The 21812-nt window shown below is 60.6% G+C and carries 21 protein-coding genes; 1 reads left to right on the forward strand and 20 read right to left on the reverse strand.

Annotated features, from left to right (window positions below; translation table 11 throughout):
- Window positions 1-10 precede the first annotated feature (10 nt).
- From glmM to GQF02_RS11340, 4 genes are all read right to left on the reverse strand, one after another.
- Window positions 11-1345, reverse strand: a complete 1335-nt coding sequence (glmM, locus tag GQF02_RS11325) for a phosphoglucosamine mutase (protein ID WP_160797246.1) — start codon at window positions 1343-1345, stop codon at window positions 11-13.
- Between the two features lie 62 nt (window positions 1346-1407).
- The gene (gene folP / locus GQF02_RS11330; RefSeq protein ID WP_160797248.1) at window positions 1408-2262 is read right to left on the reverse strand and encodes a dihydropteroate synthase; all 855 of its coding nucleotides are present in this window, start codon (window positions 2260-2262) and stop codon (window positions 1408-1410) included.
- A gap of 80 nt (window positions 2263-2342) precedes the next feature.
- Entirely contained in the window at window positions 2343-4253 is a 1911-nt protein-coding gene (ftsH, locus tag GQF02_RS11335; RefSeq protein WP_124735162.1) for an ATP-dependent zinc metalloprotease FtsH, read from the reverse strand.
- A gap of 75 nt (window positions 4254-4328) precedes the next feature.
- Window positions 4329-4946 carry an RlmE family RNA methyltransferase gene (locus GQF02_RS11340; protein ID WP_124735163.1) on the reverse strand — a complete coding sequence of 206 codons (618 nt, stop codon included), beginning with the start codon at window positions 4944-4946 and terminating at the stop codon, window positions 4329-4331.
- 147 nt (window positions 4947-5093) lie between these two features.
- On the opposite strand from GQF02_RS11340, the gene GQF02_RS11345 reads away from it, so the two are divergent.
- The gene (locus tag GQF02_RS11345; protein WP_160797250.1) at window positions 5094-5420 is read left to right on the forward strand and encodes a YhbY family RNA-binding protein; all 327 of its coding nucleotides are present in this window, start codon (window positions 5094-5096) and stop codon (window positions 5418-5420) included.
- Between the two features lie 73 nt (window positions 5421-5493).
- On the opposite strand, the gene GQF02_RS11350 is transcribed toward GQF02_RS11345, so the two are convergent.
- The 16 genes from GQF02_RS11350 to gspD all read right to left on the reverse strand — a co-directional run bounded on the left by GQF02_RS11350 (window position 5494) and on the right by gspD (window position 21805).
- Entirely contained in the window at window positions 5494-5955 is a 462-nt protein-coding gene (locus tag GQF02_RS11350) for a DUF4149 domain-containing protein (RefSeq protein ID WP_235930165.1), read from the reverse strand.
- Between the two features lie 29 nt (window positions 5956-5984).
- A complete protein-coding gene (gene greA, locus GQF02_RS11355; RefSeq protein WP_124735165.1) occupies window positions 5985-6461 on the reverse strand; it encodes a transcription elongation factor GreA in 477 nt (158 codons plus the stop codon).
- A 146-nt stretch (window positions 6462-6607) separates the two neighbouring features.
- Entirely contained in the window at window positions 6608-9814 is a 3207-nt protein-coding gene (carB, locus tag GQF02_RS11360; RefSeq protein ID WP_160797254.1) for a carbamoyl-phosphate synthase large subunit, read from the reverse strand.
- Window positions 9815-9837: 23 nt separating this feature from the next.
- The gene (gene leuE, locus GQF02_RS11365; RefSeq protein WP_124735167.1) at window positions 9838-10491 is read right to left on the reverse strand and encodes a leucine efflux protein LeuE; all 654 of its coding nucleotides are present in this window, start codon (window positions 10489-10491) and stop codon (window positions 9838-9840) included.
- A 22-nt stretch (window positions 10492-10513) separates the two neighbouring features.
- Window positions 10514-11641 carry a glutamine-hydrolyzing carbamoyl-phosphate synthase small subunit gene (gene carA, locus GQF02_RS11370; RefSeq protein ID WP_160797256.1) on the reverse strand — a complete coding sequence of 376 codons (1128 nt, stop codon included), beginning with the start codon at window positions 11639-11641 and terminating at the stop codon, window positions 10514-10516.
- A 129-nt stretch (window positions 11642-11770) separates the two neighbouring features.
- Window positions 11771-12517: a type II secretion system protein N gene (locus GQF02_RS11375; RefSeq protein WP_160797258.1), complete on the reverse strand. Its 747-nt coding sequence runs from the start codon at window positions 12515-12517 to the stop codon at window positions 11771-11773.
- Window positions 12514-13017 (reverse strand): type II secretion system protein GspM, encoded by a 504-nt coding sequence (gene gspM, locus GQF02_RS11380; protein WP_160797260.1) that lies wholly within the window; start codon window positions 13015-13017, stop codon window positions 12514-12516. Before gspM ends, GQF02_RS11375 begins: the two co-directional genes overlap by 4 nt.
- 1 nt (window position 13018) lies before the next feature.
- Window positions 13019-14176, reverse strand: a complete 1158-nt coding sequence (gene gspL / locus GQF02_RS11385; RefSeq protein ID WP_160797262.1) for a type II secretion system protein GspL — start codon at window positions 14174-14176, stop codon at window positions 13019-13021.
- Complete coding sequence (gene gspK / locus GQF02_RS11390) at window positions 14173-15150, reverse strand: type II secretion system minor pseudopilin GspK (protein ID WP_160797264.1); 978 nt, start codon at window positions 15148-15150, stop codon at window positions 14173-14175. Before gspK ends, gspL begins: the two co-directional genes overlap by 4 nt.
- Window positions 15147-15710 carry a PulJ/GspJ family protein gene (locus tag GQF02_RS11395; RefSeq protein ID WP_160797266.1) on the reverse strand — a complete coding sequence of 188 codons (564 nt, stop codon included), beginning with the start codon at window positions 15708-15710 and terminating at the stop codon, window positions 15147-15149. Before GQF02_RS11395 ends, gspK begins: the two co-directional genes overlap by 4 nt.
- Entirely contained in the window at window positions 15710-16084 is a 375-nt protein-coding gene (gene gspI, locus GQF02_RS11400) for a type II secretion system minor pseudopilin GspI (RefSeq protein ID WP_160797268.1), read from the reverse strand. The genes GQF02_RS11395 and gspI overlap by 1 nt, the downstream gene beginning before the upstream one ends.
- Window positions 16081-16563, reverse strand: a complete 483-nt coding sequence (locus GQF02_RS16165; protein ID WP_328698613.1) for a prepilin-type N-terminal cleavage/methylation domain-containing protein — start codon at window positions 16561-16563, stop codon at window positions 16081-16083. Before GQF02_RS16165 ends, gspI begins: the two co-directional genes overlap by 4 nt.
- Before the next feature lie 9 nt (window positions 16564-16572).
- Complete coding sequence (gene gspG, locus GQF02_RS11410) at window positions 16573-17001, reverse strand: type II secretion system major pseudopilin GspG (RefSeq protein ID WP_160797272.1); 429 nt, start codon at window positions 16999-17001, stop codon at window positions 16573-16575.
- 43 nt (window positions 17002-17044) lie between these two features.
- A complete protein-coding gene (gene gspF, locus GQF02_RS11415; protein ID WP_160797274.1) occupies window positions 17045-18241 on the reverse strand; it encodes a type II secretion system inner membrane protein GspF in 1197 nt (398 codons plus the stop codon).
- A 10-nt stretch (window positions 18242-18251) separates the two neighbouring features.
- On the reverse strand, window positions 18252-19706 hold the full coding sequence (gene gspE / locus GQF02_RS11420; RefSeq protein WP_160797276.1) for a type II secretion system ATPase GspE: 1455 nt from the start codon (window positions 19704-19706) through the stop codon (window positions 18252-18254).
- Window positions 19703-21805 (reverse strand): type II secretion system secretin GspD, encoded by a 2103-nt coding sequence (gene gspD / locus GQF02_RS11425; RefSeq protein ID WP_160797278.1) that lies wholly within the window; start codon window positions 21803-21805, stop codon window positions 19703-19705. The genes gspE and gspD overlap by 4 nt, the downstream gene beginning before the upstream one ends.
- Window positions 21806-21812: the final 7 nt, after the last annotated feature.

A 21812-nucleotide genomic window follows, 5' to 3' on the forward strand; every position in this document is an offset into this window, starting at 1 on the left:
GCCGTCGCTCTCAAGCCGCCGCTTCTATCGCCTCGGCAATCCGTTTGGCGCAACGTTCTGCCAGACCCAGCTCATCCGCCTCAACCATCACCCTGACTACAGGCTCGGTACCGGACGGGCGCAAGACCACACGCCCACGACCGGACAGTTCGGTCTCGGCTTCGGCCAGTGCTACGGCCGAAGCCTGCTGCCAGTCCTGACCTTGCAAGCGCACATTGATCATTTTTTGCGGGAAAGGCTGCCAGTCGCGGCAAATATCCAACAGATCCTTATCCAGCTGCGTCAGGCTGGCAAACACTTGCAGACAGGAAATAATGCCGTCGCCGGTTGTATGTTTGTCCAGACACAGAACATGGCCGGAAGCCTCGCCGCCCAGCTGCCAGCCATTGGCGTGCAGCAGCTCCAGCACATAGCGGTCACCGACCTTGGCACGGGCAAACTCGATACCGCGCTCTTTTAGTGCCAGCTCCATGCCCATATTGGTCATCACGGTGCCGACGACGCCACCCTTCAGTTCACCACGTGCGGCACGCGCCCGGGCAATCACATAGATCAGCTGGTCGCCGTCATACACCTGGCCATGGCGGTCAACCATGATCAGGCGGTCGCCGTCGCCATCCAGCGCCACGCCATAATCGGCCTCATGCTGCAGCACCGCAGCCTGCAAGGTTTTGGGATAAGTGGCACCGACCTTGTCATTGATGTTCATCCCGTCCGGATCACAGCCCAGCGTGATGACTTCGGCCCCCAGCTCATGGAAGACATTCGGTGCAATGTGATAGGTCGCGCCATGGGCGCAATCTACGACCAGCTTCATTCCCTTGAGGTCCAGCTCGTTGGGAAAGCTGCTCTTGCAAAACTCGATATAACGCTCGGCGGCACCATCGATACGGCGTGCACGCCCCAATTCGCGCGAAGGCTTGGTCTCCAGCGGCTGATCCAGCATGGCCTCGATTTCCAGCTCAAGCGCATCATCCAGCTTATTGCCGCCCTCGGCAAAGAACTTGATCCCGTTATCCTGGAAGGGATTATGCGAAGCCGAAATCACCACCCCGGCTTCCAGACGCAGAGCGCGGGTGAGATAGGCGATACCCGGTGTCGGCAAAGGGCCAGTCAACAGCACATTGACGCCTGCGGCGGTAAAGCCGGCCTGCAGCGCAGCTTCCAGCATATAGCCCGAGATGCGCGTGTCCTTGCCTATCAGCACCGAAGGACGATGACTACCATCATGGTTCACCAAAACACGACCGGCAGCATAGCCCAGCTTCATCACAAATTCGGGCGTAATCGGCGCCTTGCCGACTTCCCCGCGTACGCCATCCGTCCCAAAATATTTGCGGCTCATTCTCTTGCCCTTCGCTTGCTAAGCCGGCATCAGCCCGGCTGGATAAATGATGGTTTATTTTCTCACGACACGGCTGATGACGTCATGCTCTCCAGCACCGCCCATAACTGCAAAGCCTGATGTGTGGCCTTCACATCGTGTACGCGGATGATTTTGGCGCCACGCCGCGCAGCCTCCATCGCGGCCGCCACACTAGCCCCCAGGCGCAGGGCAGGCTCTGCTTCGCCGGTGATGGCGCCTAACATGGATTTGCGCGACAGGCCGACCAATAAAGGCACACCGGCACGCCGCTCGATTTCCGCCAGATTAGCCAGCAAGGACAGGTTGTGCGCCAGCGTCTTGCCAAAACCGAAACCCGGATCGACCAGAATGCGCCCGCGTGCCACGCCTGCCTGCAAACACAGTGCCACACGCCCGGCCAGGTACGATCCCACTTCGGCTACCACATCTTCGTATTCGGGCTTTTGCTGCATGGTGCCGGGATTGCCCTGCTTGTGCATCAGGCAAATGCCCACCTGTGCCTTGGCGACCAGGGGCAGCGCACCTTCGTCTTCCAGCGCAGAGACATCGTTGATCAGGTCAACCAGACCCGCATTCAGCGCCGCCCGCATCACAGCGGCGCGCCGGGTGTCGAGCGAGATGGGCACGCCCAGTTCGCGCACGGCCTCCAGCACAGGGGCTACCCTCGCCCACTCGTCTTCGGGCGACACATAAGGTGCGCCGGGTCGGGTCGATTCGCCACCAATATCGAGAATGCCGGCACCTTCGGCCACCAGTTGCCGGGCATGCAGCAAGGCGGCATCGCACCTATCAAAGCGGCCGCCATCGGAAAACGAGTCCGGCGTGACATTCAGGATGCCCATGATCAAGGGATGGGAAAGATCCAGGGCAAAACGCCCGCACTGGAAAGTAGTCATAAAATGCTCAAGCGGAAGACTCAAATAAGAAAAGGCGGCAGTTTTCACTGCCGCCTTGACCAGAACGGGACAAGCGTACCTTACAGCCCCTGTGCCGGCATCACGCTAGGTGCAGGTGTCGGATCACTGGGCTTGTCATCCGGCTTAGGCGTAAAGCTGGAGCCGGGCTTGGGTGGACGCGGCGTCTTGCCATCCATGATGTCGTTGATCTGGTTGGCATCGATAGTTTCCCACTCCAAGAGCGCAGCCGTCATCGCCTCGACCTTGTCGCGGTTGTCTTCCAGCAGCTTGCGCGCCAACGCGTACTGCTCGTCAATGATACGGCGAATCTCGGCATCCACCTGGCGCATGGTCTCTTCCGACATATTCTTGTGCGTGGTCACCGAACGGCCGAGGAAGACTTCACCCTCGTTTTCGCCGTAGACCATAGGACCCAGGCGATCCGACATACCGTAGCGCGTCACCATATCACGCGCCATTTGCGTGGCACGCTCGAAGTCGTTGGAAGCACCGGTCGTCATCTGGTTCATGAACAGTTCTTCCGCGATGCGGCCGCCAAACAGGATGGCGATCCTGTCCATCAGATAACCGCGATCATAGGAGAAGCGATCCTGTTCCGGCAGCTGCATGGTCACGCCCAGCGCACGACCGCGCGGGATGATGGTGACCTTGTGCACCGGATCGGACTTGGGCAGCAACTTGGCCACCACCGCATGACCCGACTCGTGGTAAGCAGTGTTCTTCTTCTCTTCCTCGGTCATCACCATGGAGCGGCGCTCTGCACCCATCATGATTTTGTCCTTGGCCGACTCGAGGTCTTCCATATCCACCAGACGCTTGTTGCGGCGTGCGGCAAACAGAGCGGCTTCATTGATCAGGTTGGCAAGGTCGGCACCGGAGAAACCCGGTGTACCACGTGCAATCACTTCAGCATTCACATCGGCAGCGATCGGCACTTTGCGCATATGCACGCTCAGGATCTGCTCGCGGCCACGAATATCCGGCAAAGGCACCACCACCTGACGGTCGAAACGGCCCGGACGCAATAGCGCAGGGTCAAGCACGTCCGGACGGTTGGTCGCGGCGACCACAATCACGGTGGAGTTGGTTTCAAAGCCGTCCATCTCGACCAGCAACTGGTTCAGCGTCTGTTCGCGTTCGTCATTGCCGCCACCGACACCCGCGCCACGCTGGCGACCGACGGCATCGATTTCATCGATAAAAATGATGCATGGCGAGTTTTTCTTGGCCTGCTCGAACATGTCGCGCACACGCGCCGCACCCACGCCGACAAACATCTCGACAAAGTCGGAGCCGGAAATGCTGAAAAACGGCACTTTGGCTTCACCGGCAATGGCCTTGGCCAGCAGGGTCTTACCGGTACCCGGCGAGCCCGCCAGCAGGATGCCGCGAGGAATGCGGCCACCCAGGCTCTGATAGCGAGTCGGATCCTTCAGGTAATCGACAACCTCTTTCACTTCTTCCTTGGCTTCGTCGCAACCGGCCACGTCCACAAAAGTGATGGTATTGGTTTCCTGATCCAGCATGCGCGCCTTGCTCTTGCCGAACGAAAAGGCTCCACCCTTGCCGCCGCCGCCCTGCATCTGGCGCATAAAGAAGATCCACACACCGATCAGCAACAACATAGGGAACCAGCTGACAAAGATGCTCATCAGCATCGATGGCTGCTCTTCCGGCTTGGCACCGAAGCGCACATTGTTTTTGACCAGATCATCGACCAGGCGATAGTCAAACGGCGCAAACGTGCTGAAGGCGGTACCGTCGGTACGCTTGCCCTTGAGCCATTGTCCGCGCAGCGGATCGCCTTCTATCGTCAGTGACTGCACCTTGCCCGACTCGACATCGCTGACGAACTGCGAATACTCGATCTGGTTCTGGGTTTCCTGACGCTTATTGAACTGGTTGAACACAGTCATCAGCACCAAACCGATGATGACCCAGATGGCGATATTCTTGCCTATGTTGTTCACGCGAGCCGACTCCTTTGTGCCCTGACGGTTATGCCTGAATAGCTGTTTTGATTGTAATCTGACCAGACGCCGATGTCAGCGCCGGCCTTTACCTAAAAGGTAAATTTCGGTAGATCTGTCACGCGATGCCTTGGGCTTGCGCGATACCACTTCACTGAAAACTTCCCGCATCGCCTTGAGATAGGGCTGGAATTCGCTGCCCTGAAACACTTTGACCAGAAAATTACCGCCAGGCCGCAATTGTTCGCGGGCAAACTCCAAGGCCAGCTCACACAGATGGAAGCTTCTGGCCTGATCCATGACGCTCATGCCGGAGATATTGGGGGCCATATCCGAAATTACAAGATCCAATGCACGCCCATCCAGCAAGTCAATGAATTGATCCAGAACCTCGTCTTCCCGAAAATCACCCTGAATGAATGATACGTCGGCAATGGCATCCATAGGCAGGATATCCAGCGCGAACACCTTGCCCTTGTCGCCGACGATACGGGAGGCCACCTGCGACCAGCTACCCGGTGCTGAACCCAGATCGGCCAGTACCGTGCCGGGGCGGATCAGTTTGTCCTTGTCGTTTATCTCGATCAGCTTGTAGGCTGCACGGGCGCGATAGCCATCCTGCTTGGCCTGGTGTACCCAGTGATCATTGACATGTTCGGACAGCCATTGGTTACTACTCGTACTTCTCTTCATTTTTCAAACCTGTCATTACAAGCGGCGGTCACGGTAAAAAGCGATCTGAAACGGCCAAGTGACTGTTTATCTGCCATTTTCAGCGTATTGTTCGGGCAAAAAGTGGAAGTTTTTAGTAGAATCCCGTTTTGCTTCGGAAGCACTACCATGAAAATCGAACTTTCCACCTTCGAGCGCACCTACCTTAAGGGTCTGGCGCACCAAATTTCTCCTGTTGTCATGATAGGCAACAGCGGGCTGACCGAGTCGGTCATGCGCGAAATCGCTATCAGTCTGGACGCCCACGAACTGATCAAGATCCGGGTACAGGGCGATGACCGCAATGCGCGCGTTGCACTGTACGAACAGATCTGCAATGACCTGGATGCTGCACCGGTACAACATATCGGCAAGTTGCTGGTTCTGTGGCGCCCGTCGGATAAACAGCGCATTGTCTTGCCCAAGAGCAAAAAAGCGCTCAAGGCCATGCCTTGATTATTGCTCTGGCTCAAGGCTAAAGAAAAAAGCGGTGACTTGCCACCGCTTTTTCTATGGCCGGTACATCGGCCTAGCTATCGCGCCTGAGCACATAGACCAGTGCCAGCAGGCTTTGTACCAGATAGATCAGGCTTGAAATGGCATGCCAAGTAGCAAAACCGCCACCAAACAACCCTTCGGCTGCCTGATTCACCGAAAGTTTCAAGTCGGCAATAATTGGCGACACAGCAAAATGGTTGATCACGGTGCACAAGAGCATGCCGAACAGCAGCCAGAACGTGCCCGCTTTCACGCCACGCGCACCGATACGCCACACATAGTCGGCCAGCAAAAAAACGCCGCACACCAAGCCCACCCAGGCGAGATGACTAAACAGTTTGCCGGCCACCATGCCGGCCGTCACCTTGTCCAGAACGGAAAACAGCACTGGCGTGACCAGCAGGCCCAGTATCCATATCCCGCCGACCCAGAACGTCTTTGTTACCGCGCGCAAGCCATCCATGCCCACCCCTTTATCCAGAATCGACAGCAAAACGCGCCCCAAAGGGCGCGCCGGTTTTTTTAGATATATTTGACGTCGAGTATCTCGTACTCGCGTATGCCGCCAGGCGCCATCACCTCGGCCACATCACCGGCTTCCTTGCCGATCAGCGCGCGGGCGATAGGCGAATTGACCGAGACCTTGCCGACCTTGATATCCGCTTCATCGTCACCCACGATCTGGTAGGTCACTTCGTCTTCGCTCTCCAGATCCATCAGCTCGACGGTCGCGGCAAACACCACACGGCCTTCGGCATCCAGTTCCTGCGGATTGATAATCTGGGCATTGGAGAGTTTACCCTCCAGCTCGGCAATACGGCCTTCGACAAAAGCCTGGCGCTCCTTGGCGGCATCGTATTCGGCGTTTTCCGACAGGTCACCGTGCGAACGTGCTTCGGCGATGGCCGCAATCACATCCGGACGCTCCACGCTTTTCAGGCGCTGCAGCTCTTCTTTCAGCAGCTCCGCACCGTACACAGTCAACGGGACTTTGATCATTCTTTTCTCCACTGGCGGCCCTGCCGCCCTCAACAAAAACACAAGCCGCCGTCCTGAGGACGGCGGCTTTGCGGATAGATTTTTCCGGATTGTACCGGCAAAACGCATACACAACCAAGCATTGCACGCGTTTTGCCGGCGGAAAATCAGCGTTTGATGCGAGCGTGCAATTCCTGCAGGCTGTAAATACCGAAATCATCCAGCTGCAGGCCGACACACAAGGCTTGGGCACCAGCCAGCGTGGTCGATTGCGGGATACGCGCCTGCAAGGCCGAACGGCGGATGGAGTGGCTATCCTGAATCGCCTGACGCTTTTCATCCACGGTATTGATCACCAATGCGATTTCACCATTCTTGATCAAGTCGACGATATGCGGGCGCCCTTCGGCCACCTTGTTCACCACCTGCACGATCAGGCCTGCATCCGACAAGACCTTGGCCGTACCGCGTGTGGCGCAAACACCAAAACCCAGTCTTTGCAGCTCGCGCGCCACCTCGACACAGCCGTTCTTGTCACCGGCACGCACCGACATAAACACCTTGCCGGTACGCGGCAGCTTGTCGCCGGCAGCCAGCTGGCTCTTGACGAAGGCTTCGGCAAAGCTGTTACCCACCCCCATCACTTCGCCGGTCGACTTCATTTCCGGCCCGAGAATGGTGTCCACGCCCGGGAACTTGATGAATGGGAATACGGCTTCTTTAACCGCGTAATAAGGCGGAATCACCTCGGCGGTAAAGCCCTGCTCCACCAGCGAGATGCCGGCCATGGCGCGCGCGGCGATCTTGGCCAGCGGCGCGCTGGTCACTTTGGACACGAAAGGCACGGTACGGCTGGCGCGCGGGTTCACTTCCAGCACATAAATGGTATCGCCCTGAATGGCGAACTGCACATTCATCAGACCGACCACATTCAAGGCACGCGCCATGGCTATGGTCTGGCGACGGATCTCGTCCTGTACCGCTGGGAACAGGCTGTAAGGCGGCAAGGAGCACGCCGAGTCGCCAGAGTGAACCCCCGCCTGCTCGATATGCTGCATGATGCCGCCGATGACCACATTCACGCCGTCGGACACACAGTCCACATCGACTTCGATGGCATCGTTCAGGAAGCGGTCGAGCAAGACCGGGCTGTCATTGGAAACCTTGACCGCCTCGCGCATATAGCGCTCAAGATCTGCCGGCTCGTGCACGATTTCCATCGCACGCCCCCCCAGCACATAAGACGGGCGTACCACCAGCGGATAGCCGATCTCTTCGGCCAGACGCATGGCGTCGGCCGGCGTGCGCGCGGTACGGTTAGGCGGCTGCTTAAGTGCCAGTTCCTGCAACAGCTTCTGGAAACGTTCGCGGTCTTCGGCCGCATCAATCATGTCGGGGCTGGTGCCGATAATCGGCACACCGGCCGCTTCCAGCGCGCGCGCCAGTTTCAGCGGCGTCTGGCCGCCATATTGCACAATCACGCCGAACGGCTTTTCGACATGGCAGACTTCCAGCACGTCTTCCAGCGTCAAGGGCTCGAAATACAGACGATCCGAGGTGTCGTAATCGGTAGACACGGTTTCCGGGTTGCAGTTGACCATGATGGTCTCAAAACCGGACTCGCGCAGAGCCAGCGCCGCATGCACGCAGCAGTAGTCGAACTCGATACCCTGACCGATGCGGTTAGGTCCGCCGCCCAGCACCATAATCTTTTTATTATTGGTCGGACGCGACTCGCACTCTTCCTCATAGGTCGAGTACATATAAGCGGTATTGGTCGCGAACTCGGCCGCGCAGGTATCCACGCGCTTGTATACCGGACGGATATCCAGCGCCCAGCGCTTGGCACGCACCCCCGCCTGATCGGTATCCAGCAGCAGCGCCAGACGCCGGTCGGAGAAACCCTTGCGCTTGAGACGGAACATCTCGCCATGCGCCAGATCCTCGATACGGCGGCCACGCAGTGCCTGCTCTTCGCCTACCAGATCTTCGATCTGGGCCAGGAACCACGGATCGATCTTGCTGATGGCAAACACATCGTCGCGGCTCAGACCGATACGGAAGGCATCGGCCACATAGAGAATGCGGTCCGGGCCTGGCGTACCCAGCTCGTGACGTATGGTTTCTTCGCTGGTCGTTTGTTCGTCAAAACCCGACAGACCGGTCTCCAGACCGCGCAGCGCCTTTTGCAGCGATTCCTGCAAGGAACGGCCCATGGCCATCACCTCGCCCACCGACTTCATCTGCGTCGTCAGTCTGTCGTCGGCCAGCGGAAACTTCTCGAAGGTAAAGCGCGGGATCTTGGTCACGACGTAATCGATAGACGGCTCGAACGATGCCGGGGTCGCACCGCCGGTAATGTCGTTTTTCAGCTCGTCCAGCGTGTAGCCGACCGCCAGCTTAGCGGCGATCTTGGCGATCGGGAAGCCGGTCGCCTTGGACGCCAGCGCCGACGAACGCGACACACGCGGGTTCATCTCGATCACGATCATTTCGCCGTTGTCCGGATTGATCGCGAACTGCACATTGGAGCCGCCGGTATCCACCCCGATCTCGCGCAATACCGCGATCGAGGCGTTACGCATGATCTGGTATTCCTTGTCGGTCAGCGTCTGCGCCGGCGCGACGGTGATGGAGTCGCCGGTATGCACGCCCATCGGGTCGAAGTTCTCGATCGAGCAGATAATGATGCAGTTGTCGGCACGGTCGCGCACCACCTCCATCTCGTACTCTTTCCAGCCCAGCACCGATTGTTCGATCAGCAATTCATTGGTCGGGGACGCCTCGAAACCGCGCTCGCAGATGGCGAGGAATTCTTCACGGTTGTAGGCAATGCCCCCGCCCGAACCGCCCATAGTAAAGGATGGACGGATCAGCGTCGGATAGCCGACCTTGGCTTGCGCCTCCAGCGACTCTTCCAGCGTGTGGCAGATAAAGGACAGCGGGCAGGACAGGCCGATCTTGGCCATGGCTTCTTTAAAGCGGCCGCGGTCTTCGGCCTTGTCGATCGCATCTTCCGATGCACCGATCAGCTCGACCTGGTATTTCTCCAGCACGCCGTGACGCGACAGATCCAGTGCGCAATTCAGCGCAGTCTGCCCGCCCATGGTCGGCAAAATGGCATCGGGGCGCTCGCGCGCAATAATTTTCTCCACCACCTGCCACGAGATCGGCTCGATATAGGTGACGTCGGCCATCTCCGGATCGGTCATGATGGTGGCCGGGTTGGAGTTGACCAGAATGACTTTGTAGCCCTCTTCGCGCAGCGCCTTGCAGGCCTGTGCGCCGGAATAGTCGAATTCGCACGCCTGCCCGATGACGATGGGGCCGGCGCCTATGATAAGAATGCTTTTAATGTCGTTACGCTTGGGCATGATGTTCTCTAATTTTCAGGTATTCAGTTGAGTCCCGCGCTAGCCAGCTTGGCGCCAAAACCCAGAAACATGAGCCCTACGCCACCGCTGGCGGCACTGGCCAGCCGGCGCCGGGCTCGAAATGCCGCCGCCAGATGGTTGCCGGCCATAATCAGTACGGCCAGATAGCTCATGCTGCACACTTGCAGGATCGCGCCCAGTGCGGCAAAGGTCAGCACCGGATAGGCATAACCCGGGTCGACGAACTGCACGAAAAACGACAGGAAAAACAGGATGGCCTTAGGGTTCATCAGACTGATGCTCAGTGCGCGTTTGAACGGATTTTTCGCGTCCGCCAGCACCACGGCCGGCGCAGCCTCAGGCGCAAGCGCGGGTTTGCGCCAGCCTTGCCACGCCCCCTTGAGCATATTGAGCCCTATCCACGCCAAATAGGCGCCGCCGCTGTACTTGAGCAGCACAAACAGCATGGGGTTGGCCTTAAGCAAGCTGGCAGCCCCGGTTGCTGCCGCCAGCATCAGGATCGCATCACCGACAAAGACCCCCAATGCGCCCTGAAAGCCGGCACGCACCCCGCGCTGACCTGCCACCGACAACACATACAGCGAGTTGGGCCCCGGCAACAGGATGATGAAAATCGTCCCGATAAGGTAGGTCAGCGGATCGGTAATGCCCAGCATCTCGGCCTCCTGTCTCTGTCGCTTAGTCTTGTGCGTCCATCGCCGCGGTAAAGCGGTCGAACAGATAGGCCACGTCGTTCGGCCCCGGGCTCGCTTCCGGGTGTCCCTGGAACGAGAAGGCCGGACGGTCGGTCAAGGCAATGCCCTGTACCGTGCCATCGAACAGCGAACGGTGGGTCACGCGCACATTGGCCGGCAAGCTGGTTTCATCCACCTGGAAGCCGTGGTTCTGACTGGTAATCATGACGCGGCCGGAGTCGAGATCCTGTACCGGATGGTTGGCACCATGGTGACCGAACTTCATCTTGCTGGTCTTGCCGCCGGCGGCCAGACCCAGGAGCTGATGCCCAAGGCAAATGCCGAACACCGGCGTGCGCGTGGCCAGAATGTCGCGGATGGCAGTAATCGCGTAATCACAAGGCTCCGGATCGCCCGGACCATTCGAGAGGAACACGCCATGCGGGTTCAGTGCCAGCACTTCGGCTGCCGGGGTTTTGGCCGGCACCACGGTCAGGCGGCAGCCGCGCTCGGCCAGCATCCTCAGGATGTTGTGCTTGACGCCGAAATCGTAAGCCACCACGTGATAGCGCGCTTCGCCCTGCTCGGTATAGCCCTCGCCCAGACGCCATTCGCGCGTCGTCCATTTATAAGGTGCATCACAGCTGACCACTTGCGCCAGATCCTGCCCGGCCATGGAGCCGAAACCGCGCGCCAGTTCAATGGCGCGTGCTTCATCGATTTCGCCAGCCATGATGCAGCCGGCCTGTGCCCCGCCTTCACGCAGGATACGGGTCAGGCGGCGGGTGTCGATGTCGGCGATGGCGACGGTATGGTTGGCCTTGAGGTAATCCGACAGGGAGGCCTCGGCGCGGAAATTGCTGTGCAGCAAGGGCAGATCGCGAATGATCAGGCCGGATGCAAAAACGGCGCCGGATTCGGTATCTTCCGAATTGGCGCCGACATTGCCGATATGCGGGTAAGTCAGGGTGACGATTTGTTTGGTGTAGGACGGGTCGGTCAGAATTTCCTGATAACCGGTCATGGCGGTATTGAATACCACTTCGCCGACGGTATGACCGACAGCACCGATAGCTGTACCCTTGAAGACGGTGCCGTCAGCGAGGGCAAGAATGGCGGGTACGGTAGACACAGGCTAGCTCCTGAATGATTGTTGCAGATTCTTTATCGTTTTTATGTAGTGAACGGGACGCAGCCTTAAGCTTGTCCCGTTTGGTTAAACCCGCCCATCATACCTATATTGCATTGCAATATGCAAGTATCAAACGCCTGTTTGAACTTTCCAGCTGACGCGATCCGGCCCGGAAGGCTGGCCCAGCATCAGCATCAGCGGACGCAAAGCCAGGTAGGCATCGGGACTGCTACTGGCCGACCCGCCAAAATCAGGCAGCTTGCCCGACTGCCATTGCCCCTGCCCCTCAATCTGCAAGGGGCCGGATAAAGTCTGCAGCGCCAGCCCCAAAGCCGGTCCTTGCCCGCTCACCTGCAACTGGTAACTACCAAAGGGACGGATACGCGTCAAAGGCGATGCTGCGCCCAGCCAGCTGATGCGCGCACCGCCGCTAAAACCATCGCGCCCATGACCCAGACTCTGCAACTCCAGCTTAAGCAAGCCCCCCAGACGCGCAGCACGCCAAGTGTCCGACAAACCGGCAACAGCGGCCACCGGTAGCGAGAAGCTGATATTGTCCAGCTGCCAGCTGTTTGGCGTCAGGCGTAGCGCCCCCGTGCCGGCATCCGTTTGCAAGCGCCAGCCCAATGCCCCTTTGAATAAGGCGCCCGGCTCGAGCTGCCAGACAAGCCGGCTCATCGCCAGCACAGAGCCATCCTCGGCGATAAATACCGGCCGCCCCTGCCCCGACCATAGCGTGCCTTGCACCTCGCTCAGTTGCCAGCGCGACTGGGTAAGATCGCTTAGCGGCACGGACAGCCAGGTAGCCGGCAGTGCAGCAAGCGCGCCAAACAGCAAGACCGGCACCGTCAGCAGCCACAACCAGCGCCGCTTCATGCGCGTCCACCGCCATGCACCAGCACCGCATCCAGCTTAACCATGCCGGGCGCCGTCGATGCCGCCGTTTTCATGCGCAGCACGCGCACCTGCTGCAAAGCCAGTTGACCGGCAAAACCCAGCCAGGCATCAAAGGGCAACTCCCCGCTCATGCGCACGCCCTGATCACCCTCGGCCGCCAGCGCCCAGGTACCGGGCAAAGACTGCGCTTTGGCACTGCGTTCGATCAGCGTCTGCAAATCGGCCGCATTCAGCGTAGCAACCAGAGGCTGGCGTTTTAACGCATTGGCTTCGGCAATCAGCTTGCGGTCAAATACCAGCTCGGCCTCCATGCGCACAACCTGGGTACGGGTTTTCGCCACATAACGGCTGGCCGGCTCCCATAACAGCAGATAAGCCATGGCCAGCAGCACCACCGCACTCATTACGCCCAGCATGCGCTGCTCGCGCAATGTCAGCTGGCGCCAACGGGCAAGCAGCGTTTTTTTCCACCCACTCATTTTATGGCTCCCTCGTCAAAATCCACTCGCGCACACCACCTTCGCTGCGTCGGACATTCAACAGCACGCCGCTGCCGGCTAACTGCTGGCGATAGCGCTCGAACGCCTCGTCCGGCAAGGCTGGAGCGCGTAGCTGTACACGCCCGCCCTCCGTTTCCAGCGCACTCAGATTGAGCGTATTTCCGGCGACTTCACCCAGCCTGGCCATCAGATAAAGCGCATCATCGCGCACCGCCTGACCTCGCTCGGCGCGCAGATTATCCACTACGCGCATCAGCGGCAAAGCCGTCGCACCAGGTAAAGCCTGCGCCCCAAGCAAAGGCTGGGTCAGGCTGCGAATCTCGCTTGTCAGGCTGTGCTTGCGCCAGGCCAGCCAGCCAGCCTCCCCCAGGAGCAGAGCCAGTTGGCCGGCAAACAGCACAGCCAGAATGATGCCGCTTGTTTTCAATGCCGGCGCCCACGCCCGCCACAGGCGATTGGAGGCCAGCTCTCCCATGGCAAAATCATAGGGCGAAGCCATACGCCCCTGCTGCCAGCCGGCGGCCGCTTCGCGCACTAACGCCACCCCGGGCAAGGCTTCCACATCACCGCACAGATGCTGCACTTCGGGTGCGCCCTCGCCAAGCAGACGTGCCGCCAGCGCATCACCCACGACGCCCTGCGGCAATACGCAAGCCTGGGTATGCGAGCGGCGCACGATACGCCCGCTGGCACAGTTCGCCAGCAGCCACTGCCCCGGCAACGGCTCGGGCAGACACATTTCCTCGGGAATGATGCGGTCAGGCGCACGCCCCAGCTGCTTGAGCATGGCCACCGCCCGGCGCAGGACAAACGCCTCGACGACCGCCACCGCACTCAGCCCTTCTTCCATGCCACCCAAGGCATAGAGATTGGCTGCCGGATCGCTGGCTAACTGCTCTTCCAGCGCAAAACCTGCGGCGGCAAGCTGGCGCTCGCGACTCGCCTGCGGCAGCTTGACCCGGGTAAACAGGGTCAGGCTGGCCGGCAGGATCAATTCGGTACTATTGCTTGCAGGCCAGTGCGCGGGCGAGTCATCCCCCGTACCAAGGCATTCACCACTGGCTGCAATCAGCGCCCAGGCAAGGCCGGGCTCGCTATCCGGCCAGCTCGGGCGCAACATCAGTCTAAGAACAGTCATCGGGTTTCTGTCTGTGAAGGGGGTCTGCCGTCCAGAGTGCGCGAGCCGGCAAGCAGCCGGCCATCCTCGCGCCACACCAGCCGGGTGGTAAATTCGTCACGCAAAATCAGCGCTGCCACGCTTAAACGCACGGCAGCCTGACGCACCTCGCTTTGCAGCAGGAAATAACGACTGCGCGTCGCCAGTGCAATACCTTCCGGCAACTGGGCCCGCGCCGGCAAACGGGCGCGAAAATCCGCCTCGTCGATAAAATGGTTGTCTATGCGCTGGTTGATCAGGCCCTGCAGCTCGCCGGCGTTCACACCCTGTACCAGCGCACGCATCAGCTCGGGGCTGGCGGTGTTGACATTGATGGCCGTCGCCATGTTTTCCGGCAGTGCCACCACATGCGGGCTCAAGCGTGCCAGCACCTCGGGGCGATAGCCTTGCACCCAGGCCAGCTGCCCCGCACGTGCAAGCGGCGCATTCAGCGAGCGATAAGGCGGGCGCAGCGCCAGATAGTCACCCGACTCGGCACCGCCCGCGCGCTTGTCGTCGTCCGCATCCACATAATCGGCCAGACTGTCGGCAAGCTCAGGGGGTAGCCTGAGTTCGGCGAGCAGACGCCGGTATAGCGCCAGCTGCGGCGCTGAAACCACGCCGCCCTGCACCAGATTATTCAGATTGAAGCGACCCTGCGCATCAGCCAGCGTGCCGCGTACATCGACCCCTTGCGCATCGGTCTTGGGCAGAGGCTGGGCCCATAGTTCGGACAAGCTATCCACCGACGAGGTTTCCCCGTCGTAATGCAGGATTTCCATCGCCCAGCCCAGGCCGCCATCGGCCACCAGCCGGGTTTGCGCGCGTGCGCGGTCATTATCGACCTGGCGCAGCCACAAGCCCTGCTGCCACAACACCAGTGCCGAAACGGTGGTTGCCAGCGCCACAATCAATAACGCCATCACCACCGCCATACCAGCCTCGCGCTGCCTCATGGCAAACTCCAGACGCGGCGCACGCGCTGGCCACCGGCCAGTGTCACCGACATCACCAGCGCCCGCGCATCCAAGCCGCCACCATCCGCCAGCGGCCAGCTTTCGCTCTCGTTCCCATCCGCCAGCATCACGCTAAAGCGGGTGCGGCTGGTCGCATCCAGCAGGCGCTGCGGCAGGATTTCCCTATCCAGCCCGGCAAGAGCGGCGCTCCACTGCAAGCCGCTATCATCGGCCAGATAATGGCGCAGCTCGCGCCCCTCGGGGCTTTTGCTGCTGTAACCGGCCAGTTGCAAATGCTGCTTGCCGTTTTCGCTCTGCAGTTGCAAGGCAGGACCTGCCGAATCCTTGCCCGTATTTTCACGCGTCAGGCGACCGACATCGGACTCTACCCTGCGCATCACCCGCGCAAGTCCGACCCATTCATCCGACAAGCTGACCAGACGCTCGCGTGCGATCAGCAGTGACGAGAAGGCCTTGTAACCCAGCACCGACAAAATGGCCATCAGGCTCATCGCCACCAGAATCTCGATCAGGGTCATGCCGCGCTCGCGTATCGCCATCAGCGCGGCCTTTGCACAAAGCCGGTCAGCTCGGCTAGGGTATAGTTCGCCCCGTCAGACGGCAGAATGCGGATCACGACGCGGCGGAAATTGGGGTTGGGGGTGCCGCTGACATCGCGCTGCCAGCGCAGTGCCGCTTGTCCGCCATCCGGCTTGATCTCGCCGGAACTACTGCCCACCTCCGGCCATTCGCGCAAGGCCTTGATGGTTTCCAGCCGGTTTTGCGCTTCCCAGGTAGCCAGCATGCGCGCGCGTAGCGCCTCGCTATTGTCGGCGGCCAAGCCCGCCGAGCGCAGCAAGGCAGTCAGCGCAATAGCCAGTATCGCCAGCGCCACCAGCACTTCAAACAGGGTAAAGCCGCGCACCGGCTTCATGGCTGCTCCCCGGCGCGGGCGTCTTCCACCCGGGCAAAGCCCAGTGGCGACAACCACACTTCCAGACGCTGGCCGTCCGAGAGCAGCGGCAGCACCAGTTCACTGGCGCGCCCGTCCTGCCACAGGGGCAGCACCTCGCCGGGGCTGGCATCCTGCCCCTCGATACGCGCCCGACCCGAGCCTATGCCCTGCGGCCAGCGCCGCTCGGCAAAGAAGTCCTCTCCGGTGTCGACAAAACGCCCGTCGCCGGCCTGACGGCGAAAGCCGTAGCCCTCGCGCGTCCACACCAGCACCAGCGGGTCACCCATTTCGGCCGCATCCGCCGCCTGCTCGATCACCCGCGACAGCCGCAGCGCCTCATCCCCCATCACCCGGTGCGTATCCGGCGTCAGCGACAAGGTCACCATGGTCGCCAGTATGCCGACGATGACCAGCACCACCATTACTTCGATCAGGGTGAAGCCGCGCACACGCCGCATGCCCAAGGTTTACTGCTGCCAGTTGCCGATATCGCCGTCCACACCTTCACCGCCGGGCTCGCCATCGGCGCCCAGACTCCAGATGTCGACCTCGCCATGCGTACCGGGGCTGGCGTACTGATAAGGGTTACCCCACGGGTCCATAGGCAGGCGTTCCAGATAGCCGCCGGGCTTCCAGTTTTTCGGCAAAGGCGCGACGGTCGGCTTTTCGCTTAACGCCTTCAGGCCCTGCTCACTACTCGGATAGCGGGTGTTATCCAGTCGGTACAGCTTGAGCGCCTGGCTCATGGCATTGATATCCTGCTTGGCCGCCACCGCACGCGCTTCGTCCGGCCGGCTCATCACCTTGGGTACGACCAATGCGGCCAAAATGCCGAGAATCACGATCACCACCATGATTTCGATCAGGGTGAAACCGCCTTGTTTACGTCTTTGCATCATGTTTCCTTAGGTATTGAATTCGTCGGCGCCATGGCGCACCTCAGCGCACCATCTGGTTCATATCGATAATCGGCAGCATGATGGCCAGCACGATAATCAGCACCATGCCCCCCATCAGCAGAATCAGCAACGGCTCCATCAGCGTGGTGAAGGTCGCCACGCGGCGCTCGACTTCGTGCTGCTGCTGCTCGGCCGCACGCTCCAGCATGGCGGCCAGTGTACCGCTGGCTTCGCCGCTGGCGATCAGATGGATCAGCACCGGTGGAAACTGGCGGCTGGCCGCCAGCGCCCGCGACAAGGGCACACCCTCGCGCACCCGCGCCGTCGCCTCGCTTAAGGCTTCCTGCATCGGCATCAGCCCGACCAAGCCGCGCGCGGTTTCCAGCGCGGTCAGTAAGGGCACGCCGCTACCGGCCAGAATCGCCAGCGTACTAGCCATACGCGCCGTATTAATGGCGCGCAACATGCGTCCGATCAATGGCAGCGTCAGCAGACGCTGATGCACCATGCGCCGGAACGCATCCTGCCTGAGTGCCTGCCACCAGCCATAGCCAGCCAGTGCCACACCCAGCCCCAGAGCCCAGCCCCAGCTACGCAAAAAATCGCTGCTGGCCACCAGCATGCGGGTCAGCAGCGGCAGGGTCTGTTTGGTCTGAATAAAAACCGTCACCACCTGCGGCACCACATAAGTCATCAGCCCGGCCACCACAAGTATCGCCACCACGGTGACCACGGCCGGGTAAGCCAGCGCCAGCGTGACTTTTTGCTGCAAGGCCTGACGCTTGACCAGATAATCGGCCAGACGCGCCATCACCGTGTCCAGATGGCCGCTTTGCTCGCCAGCCTTGACCAGGCTGATATAGAGCGGGCCGAACACTGCCGGCAAACGCGCAAGCGCCTGCCCCAGGCTCTGGCCCTCCATGATATCGCCGCGCAAAGCCGAGACCACGGCACGGGTGCGGGCGTGTTCGCTTTGCTCGGCCGCCGCCATCAGCGCCTTTTCCAACGGTAGCCCGGCCATCAGCAAGGTTGAGAGCTGCTGGGTAAACAGCGCAAGTTCGGCATTGGGCAGGCGCTTGTGTACCGTCCCCGGCTTGCCGCTCTCGGCTTCGACCTGCAACAGGGTCAGCCCGCGTTCGCGCAAGAGAACACGCGCCGAACGCGCCGACTCGGCCTCGATCACGCCCTTTTCTTCGCCGCCCTTATCCGACAAGGCCAGATAGCGAAATGCTGCCATTGTCTAAGCCCTAGCCATTTTTGGTAATGCGCACGACTTCTTCCAGCGCGGTTTCGCCGGCGCGCACCCAACGCATGCCATCCTCGCGCAAGGAGCGCATGCCAGCCTGCAAGGCATGCTCGCGGATATCCTGCTCGGATGCGCCCTGATGCACCATGCGCTGCAACTGCTCGTCTACCGTCAGCAATTCGTAAATCCCCAGACGCCCGCGATAACCGCTCATCGCACAGGCCGGGCAACCGACCGGGCGATAATGCACCACGTCCGTCTCGCCCTCCAGCGGCAAGGCATGCACCACCTTGCACGTCGGACACAGGCGGCGCACCAGACGCTGTGCCATCACCCCCAACAGCGACGAGGCCAGCAAAAACGGCTCGGTGCCCATGTCCACCAGACGCGTGACCGCACTGGCGGCATCGTTGGTGTGCAGGGTGGCCAGCACCAGATGGCCGGTCAGCGAAGCCTGCACCGCGATCTGCGCCGTTTCCAGATCACGGATCTCGCCTATCATCACCACGTCCGGGTCCTGACGCAAAATGGCACGCAGCGCCTTGGCAAAGCTCATGTCGATCTTGGGGTTGACCTGGGTCTGGCCGACACCGTCCAGCTGGTATTCGACCGGGTCTTCCACAGTCATGATATTGCTGTGGCGCGCATCCAGTCTTGAGAGCGCCGCATACAAGCTGGTGGTCTTGCCCGAGCCGGTGGGGCCCGTCACCAGCACGATGCCGTGCGGCTGGCGAATCAGCCGGTCCACTTCCGCCAACGTATCCGGCGCCATGCCCAGGGTTTCCAGATCGAGGCGGGTCGCATCCTTGTCCAGCAAACGCATTACCACGCGCTCGCCGTAACTGGTGGGCAGGGTCGACACCCGCACATCCACCGGCCGCCCGGCCAGGCGCAAGGAGATACGGCCATCCTGCGGAATGCGTTTTTCGGCGATATCCATCTGCGCCATGATCTTGATGCGCGACACCAGCGCTGCATGCAGCGCACGATGCGGGCTGGCCACATCGCGCAAGCTGCCATCCATGCGAAAACGCACCAGCGAGCGCTCTTCGAATGCTTCGATATGGATGTCCGACGCCTGCTCGCGCAAGGCCTGAGTCAAGAGCGCATTAATCATGCGGATAATCGGCGCATCGTCCTCCGCCTCCAGCAGGTCTTCCACTGCCGGCAGCGAATCTATCATCTGCGACAAATCGATATCCTGGCCGATGTCATCCACCGCATCCACGCTGCGCCCATCGGCATACAGCGCGGCCAGAAGCCGGTCGAATTCGGCGCGTGCCAGCGTTTCCAGCGCATCGACTTCGCCATACTGGCGCAACACCTCGGCCCAGGCCGCATCCCTCGCCTCGGGTGCCAGCAGCAGGCGCCGTCCGCCCTCCCCTTCAATCAGCAGCACGCCGTTGGCGCGGGCAAAGGCATAGGGCAGTAGCGGAGTCTCGTGCGACGTGCTCATGGTTTAAGCTGCGGGGATTGTTGCTGCAACTCGACCCAGCGGTCCAGTTCGCTTTTCAGGCTACCGGCAGGCACCGCCTGCAAGGCGGTCTGCGGATCCAGCGACAGTTTTTCCGTTGCCGTCCTGCGGCTCTCCACCTGCAGGAAATCGTAACGGTCACCCGCCACCGCGCGCGCGCGCGCATCGTCACGGATAATGGTCGGCTTGAGGAACACCATCAGATTGCTCTTCTTGCGGCTCTGGGTCTTGTACTTGAACAAATTGCCGATAAACGGAATGTCGCCCAATAGCGGCACCTGGTTATTGCCGTCGGACACCGTTTCCTGGATCAGCCCGCCCAGTGCGATGATATTGCCGTCCTGCACCGACACCATAGTCTCGATCGAACGGGTGTTGGTAATCAGGCCCGAGGTGCTGGTCACCGAGTTGGGATCTATCGATGACGCTTCCTGATAGATCTTCATGCGTACCATGCCGCCTTCGGACACCTGCGGCGTGAGCTTCAGCGTCAACCCCACATCCTTGCGCTCGAAAGTCTGGAACGGGTTGGCCGCACCGTTGCTGGCGCCGGTGCTGGAGTATTGCCCGGTCAGGAATGGTACGTTCTGGCCGATCACGATCTTGGCTTCTTCGTTATCCATGGTCATCAGGTTGGGCGTAGACAGCACATTGCCCTTGGCCTGGGTTTCCAGCGCGCGCGCCAGCACCCCCAGGTTAAGGATTTCGCCAATACCCGGAATATTCACCGTGCCATCTATCAGGCCGATATTCAAACCACTCGAAGCGGCCAGCTGCCCCAGCACCGTGTCCTTGCTAGTGTCGCCCAGCGAAGGCGACAGCGACGTGCCGAGAATACTGGTACCGGAACCGGGGAAGTTGGTGCCGACAAAACCGTTCTTGCCTGCTGCCTGCCACTGCACCCCCACTTCCAGCGTGCGGTCGGCCGCCACCTCGACAATCAGCGCCTCGACAAAGACCTGCGCCCGACGCTTGTCCAGCAGATCGATCACGCCGCGCAGATTCTGGTACATGGTATCCGGCACATTCAGGATCAGTGCATTATTGGCCGGGTCAGCTTGCACCATGGCACCGGTGCCGGACACAGTATCGTCCTGCACCGTGCTGCGTTCACCAGAAGCCGAGGATGGGGCAGCAGAACCGGACGCTGCATAGCTGCTATTGCCGTTGCTACTGCCCGACAGCGCGCTTGGCGTATTGGCACCGCCCGAGCTGCCCGCCGACAGCCCCCCCCCCTCGCCGGTCAGCAAGGTACGCAGCACCTTGGCCACCTGCACCGCTTCGGCATTTTTCAGATAGACCACGCGTACATTGCCGCCGGCTTGCGACGGCTTATCCAGCAACTTAAGCAGGCTCTTGACTTTACCCATGGCACCGGGCGTATCGGCGCGCACCATAATCACATTGGCGCGCGCATCCGGAATCAGTGTCACCTTGCCGGCCCCCTCACCCTGCGCCTGCAACAGCTTTTGCAACATGCCGGACAGCTCTATGGCCGAACCGAACGCCACCGGCAACACCGCCACATCGCCCGAAGCAGCACTTTCCACCGACTCGATAATCGACTCGATGCGGCGGATATTGTCGGCGTAATCGGTCACCACCACCGCATTGCTTTGCGGCATGGCCGTGACGGTATTGTTGGGGGAAATAATCGGGCGCAGCACCGGCACCAGCTGATTGACGTTGGCGTTCTTCAGCACAAACACCTTGGTGATCAGCCTGTCCACATCGGTACGGCGCGGCTGGCCTGCGCGTGCATGCAGCTTGGCATCGGCCTCGGGCACAATCTTCACCACCCCGCCCGCCCCTTCTACCGCAGCGAAGCCCTGCATACGCAAGCTGGACAACAAAATCTGGTAGGACAGCTCGCGTGGCACCGGCTTGGCCGACACGATATTGATCGTGCCCTTGACCCGCGGATCAAGCACAAAAGTCTTGCCGGTGATCTCGCCTATGGCCTGCACCACCACCGGGATCTCGGCTCCGACAAAATTGAGCATGACCGGATCGGACGGCGCGGCCTGAGCCGAACAATGAAAAGCCAACGCCACAATGGCGGCAAAACGGGCAAGTCGCATGGGAAAA

Origin of the sequence: Craterilacuibacter sinensis (assembly GCF_009831765.1) — a bacterium.
Taxonomy (GTDB): Bacteria; Pseudomonadota; Gammaproteobacteria; order Burkholderiales; family Chromobacteriaceae; genus Craterilacuibacter; species Craterilacuibacter sinensis.

What these genes read in the sequence shown, in the direction of transcription:
- glmM (WP_160797246.1), bottom strand. Translation starts at nt 1,345, where the DNA reads ATGAGCCGCAAATATTTTGGGACGGATGGCGTACGCGGGGAAGTCGGC.
- folP (WP_160797248.1), bottom strand. Translation starts at nt 2,262, where the DNA reads ATGACTACTTTCCAGTGCGGGCGTTTTGCCCTGGATCTTTCCCATCCC.
- GQF02_RS11340 (WP_124735163.1), bottom strand. Translation starts at nt 4,946, where the DNA reads ATGAAGAGAAGTACGAGTAGTAACCAATGGCTGTCCGAACATGTCAAT.
- GQF02_RS11345 (WP_160797250.1), top strand. Translation starts at nt 5,094, where the DNA reads ATGAAAATCGAACTTTCCACCTTCGAGCGCACCTACCTTAAGGGTCTG.
- greA (WP_124735165.1), bottom strand. Translation starts at nt 6,461, where the DNA reads ATGATCAAAGTCCCGTTGACTGTGTACGGTGCGGAGCTGCTGAAAGAA.
- carB (WP_160797254.1), bottom strand. Translation starts at nt 9,814, where the DNA reads ATGCCCAAGCGTAACGACATTAAAAGCATTCTTATCATAGGCGCCGGC.
- leuE (WP_124735167.1), bottom strand. Translation starts at nt 10,491, where the DNA reads ATGCTGGGCATTACCGATCCGCTGACCTACCTTATCGGGACGATTTTC.
- GQF02_RS11375 (WP_160797258.1), bottom strand. Translation starts at nt 12,517, where the DNA reads ATGAAGCGGCGCTGGTTGTGGCTGCTGACGGTGCCGGTCTTGCTGTTT.
- gspM (WP_160797260.1), bottom strand. Translation starts at nt 13,017, where the DNA reads ATGAGTGGGTGGAAAAAAACGCTGCTTGCCCGTTGGCGCCAGCTGACA.
- gspL (WP_160797262.1), bottom strand. Translation starts at nt 14,176, where the DNA reads ATGACTGTTCTTAGACTGATGTTGCGCCCGAGCTGGCCGGATAGCGAG.
- gspK (WP_160797264.1), bottom strand. Translation starts at nt 15,150, where the DNA reads ATGAGGCAGCGCGAGGCTGGTATGGCGGTGGTGATGGCGTTATTGATT.
- GQF02_RS11395 (WP_160797266.1), bottom strand. Translation starts at nt 15,710, where the DNA reads ATGGCGATACGCGAGCGCGGCATGACCCTGATCGAGATTCTGGTGGCG.
- gspI (WP_160797268.1), bottom strand. Translation starts at nt 16,084, where the DNA reads ATGAAGCCGGTGCGCGGCTTTACCCTGTTTGAAGTGCTGGTGGCGCTG.
- GQF02_RS16165 (WP_328698613.1), bottom strand. Translation starts at nt 16,563, where the DNA reads ATGCGGCGTGTGCGCGGCTTCACCCTGATCGAAGTAATGGTGGTGCTG.
- gspG (WP_160797272.1), bottom strand. Translation starts at nt 17,001, where the DNA reads ATGCAAAGACGTAAACAAGGCGGTTTCACCCTGATCGAAATCATGGTG.
- gspF (WP_160797274.1), bottom strand. Translation starts at nt 18,241, where the DNA reads ATGGCAGCATTTCGCTATCTGGCCTTGTCGGATAAGGGCGGCGAAGAA.
- gspE (WP_160797276.1), bottom strand. Translation starts at nt 19,706, where the DNA reads ATGAGCACGTCGCACGAGACTCCGCTACTGCCCTATGCCTTTGCCCGC.
- gspD (WP_160797278.1), bottom strand. Translation starts at nt 21,805, where the DNA reads ATGCGACTTGCCCGTTTTGCCGCCATTGTGGCGTTGGCTTTTCATTGT.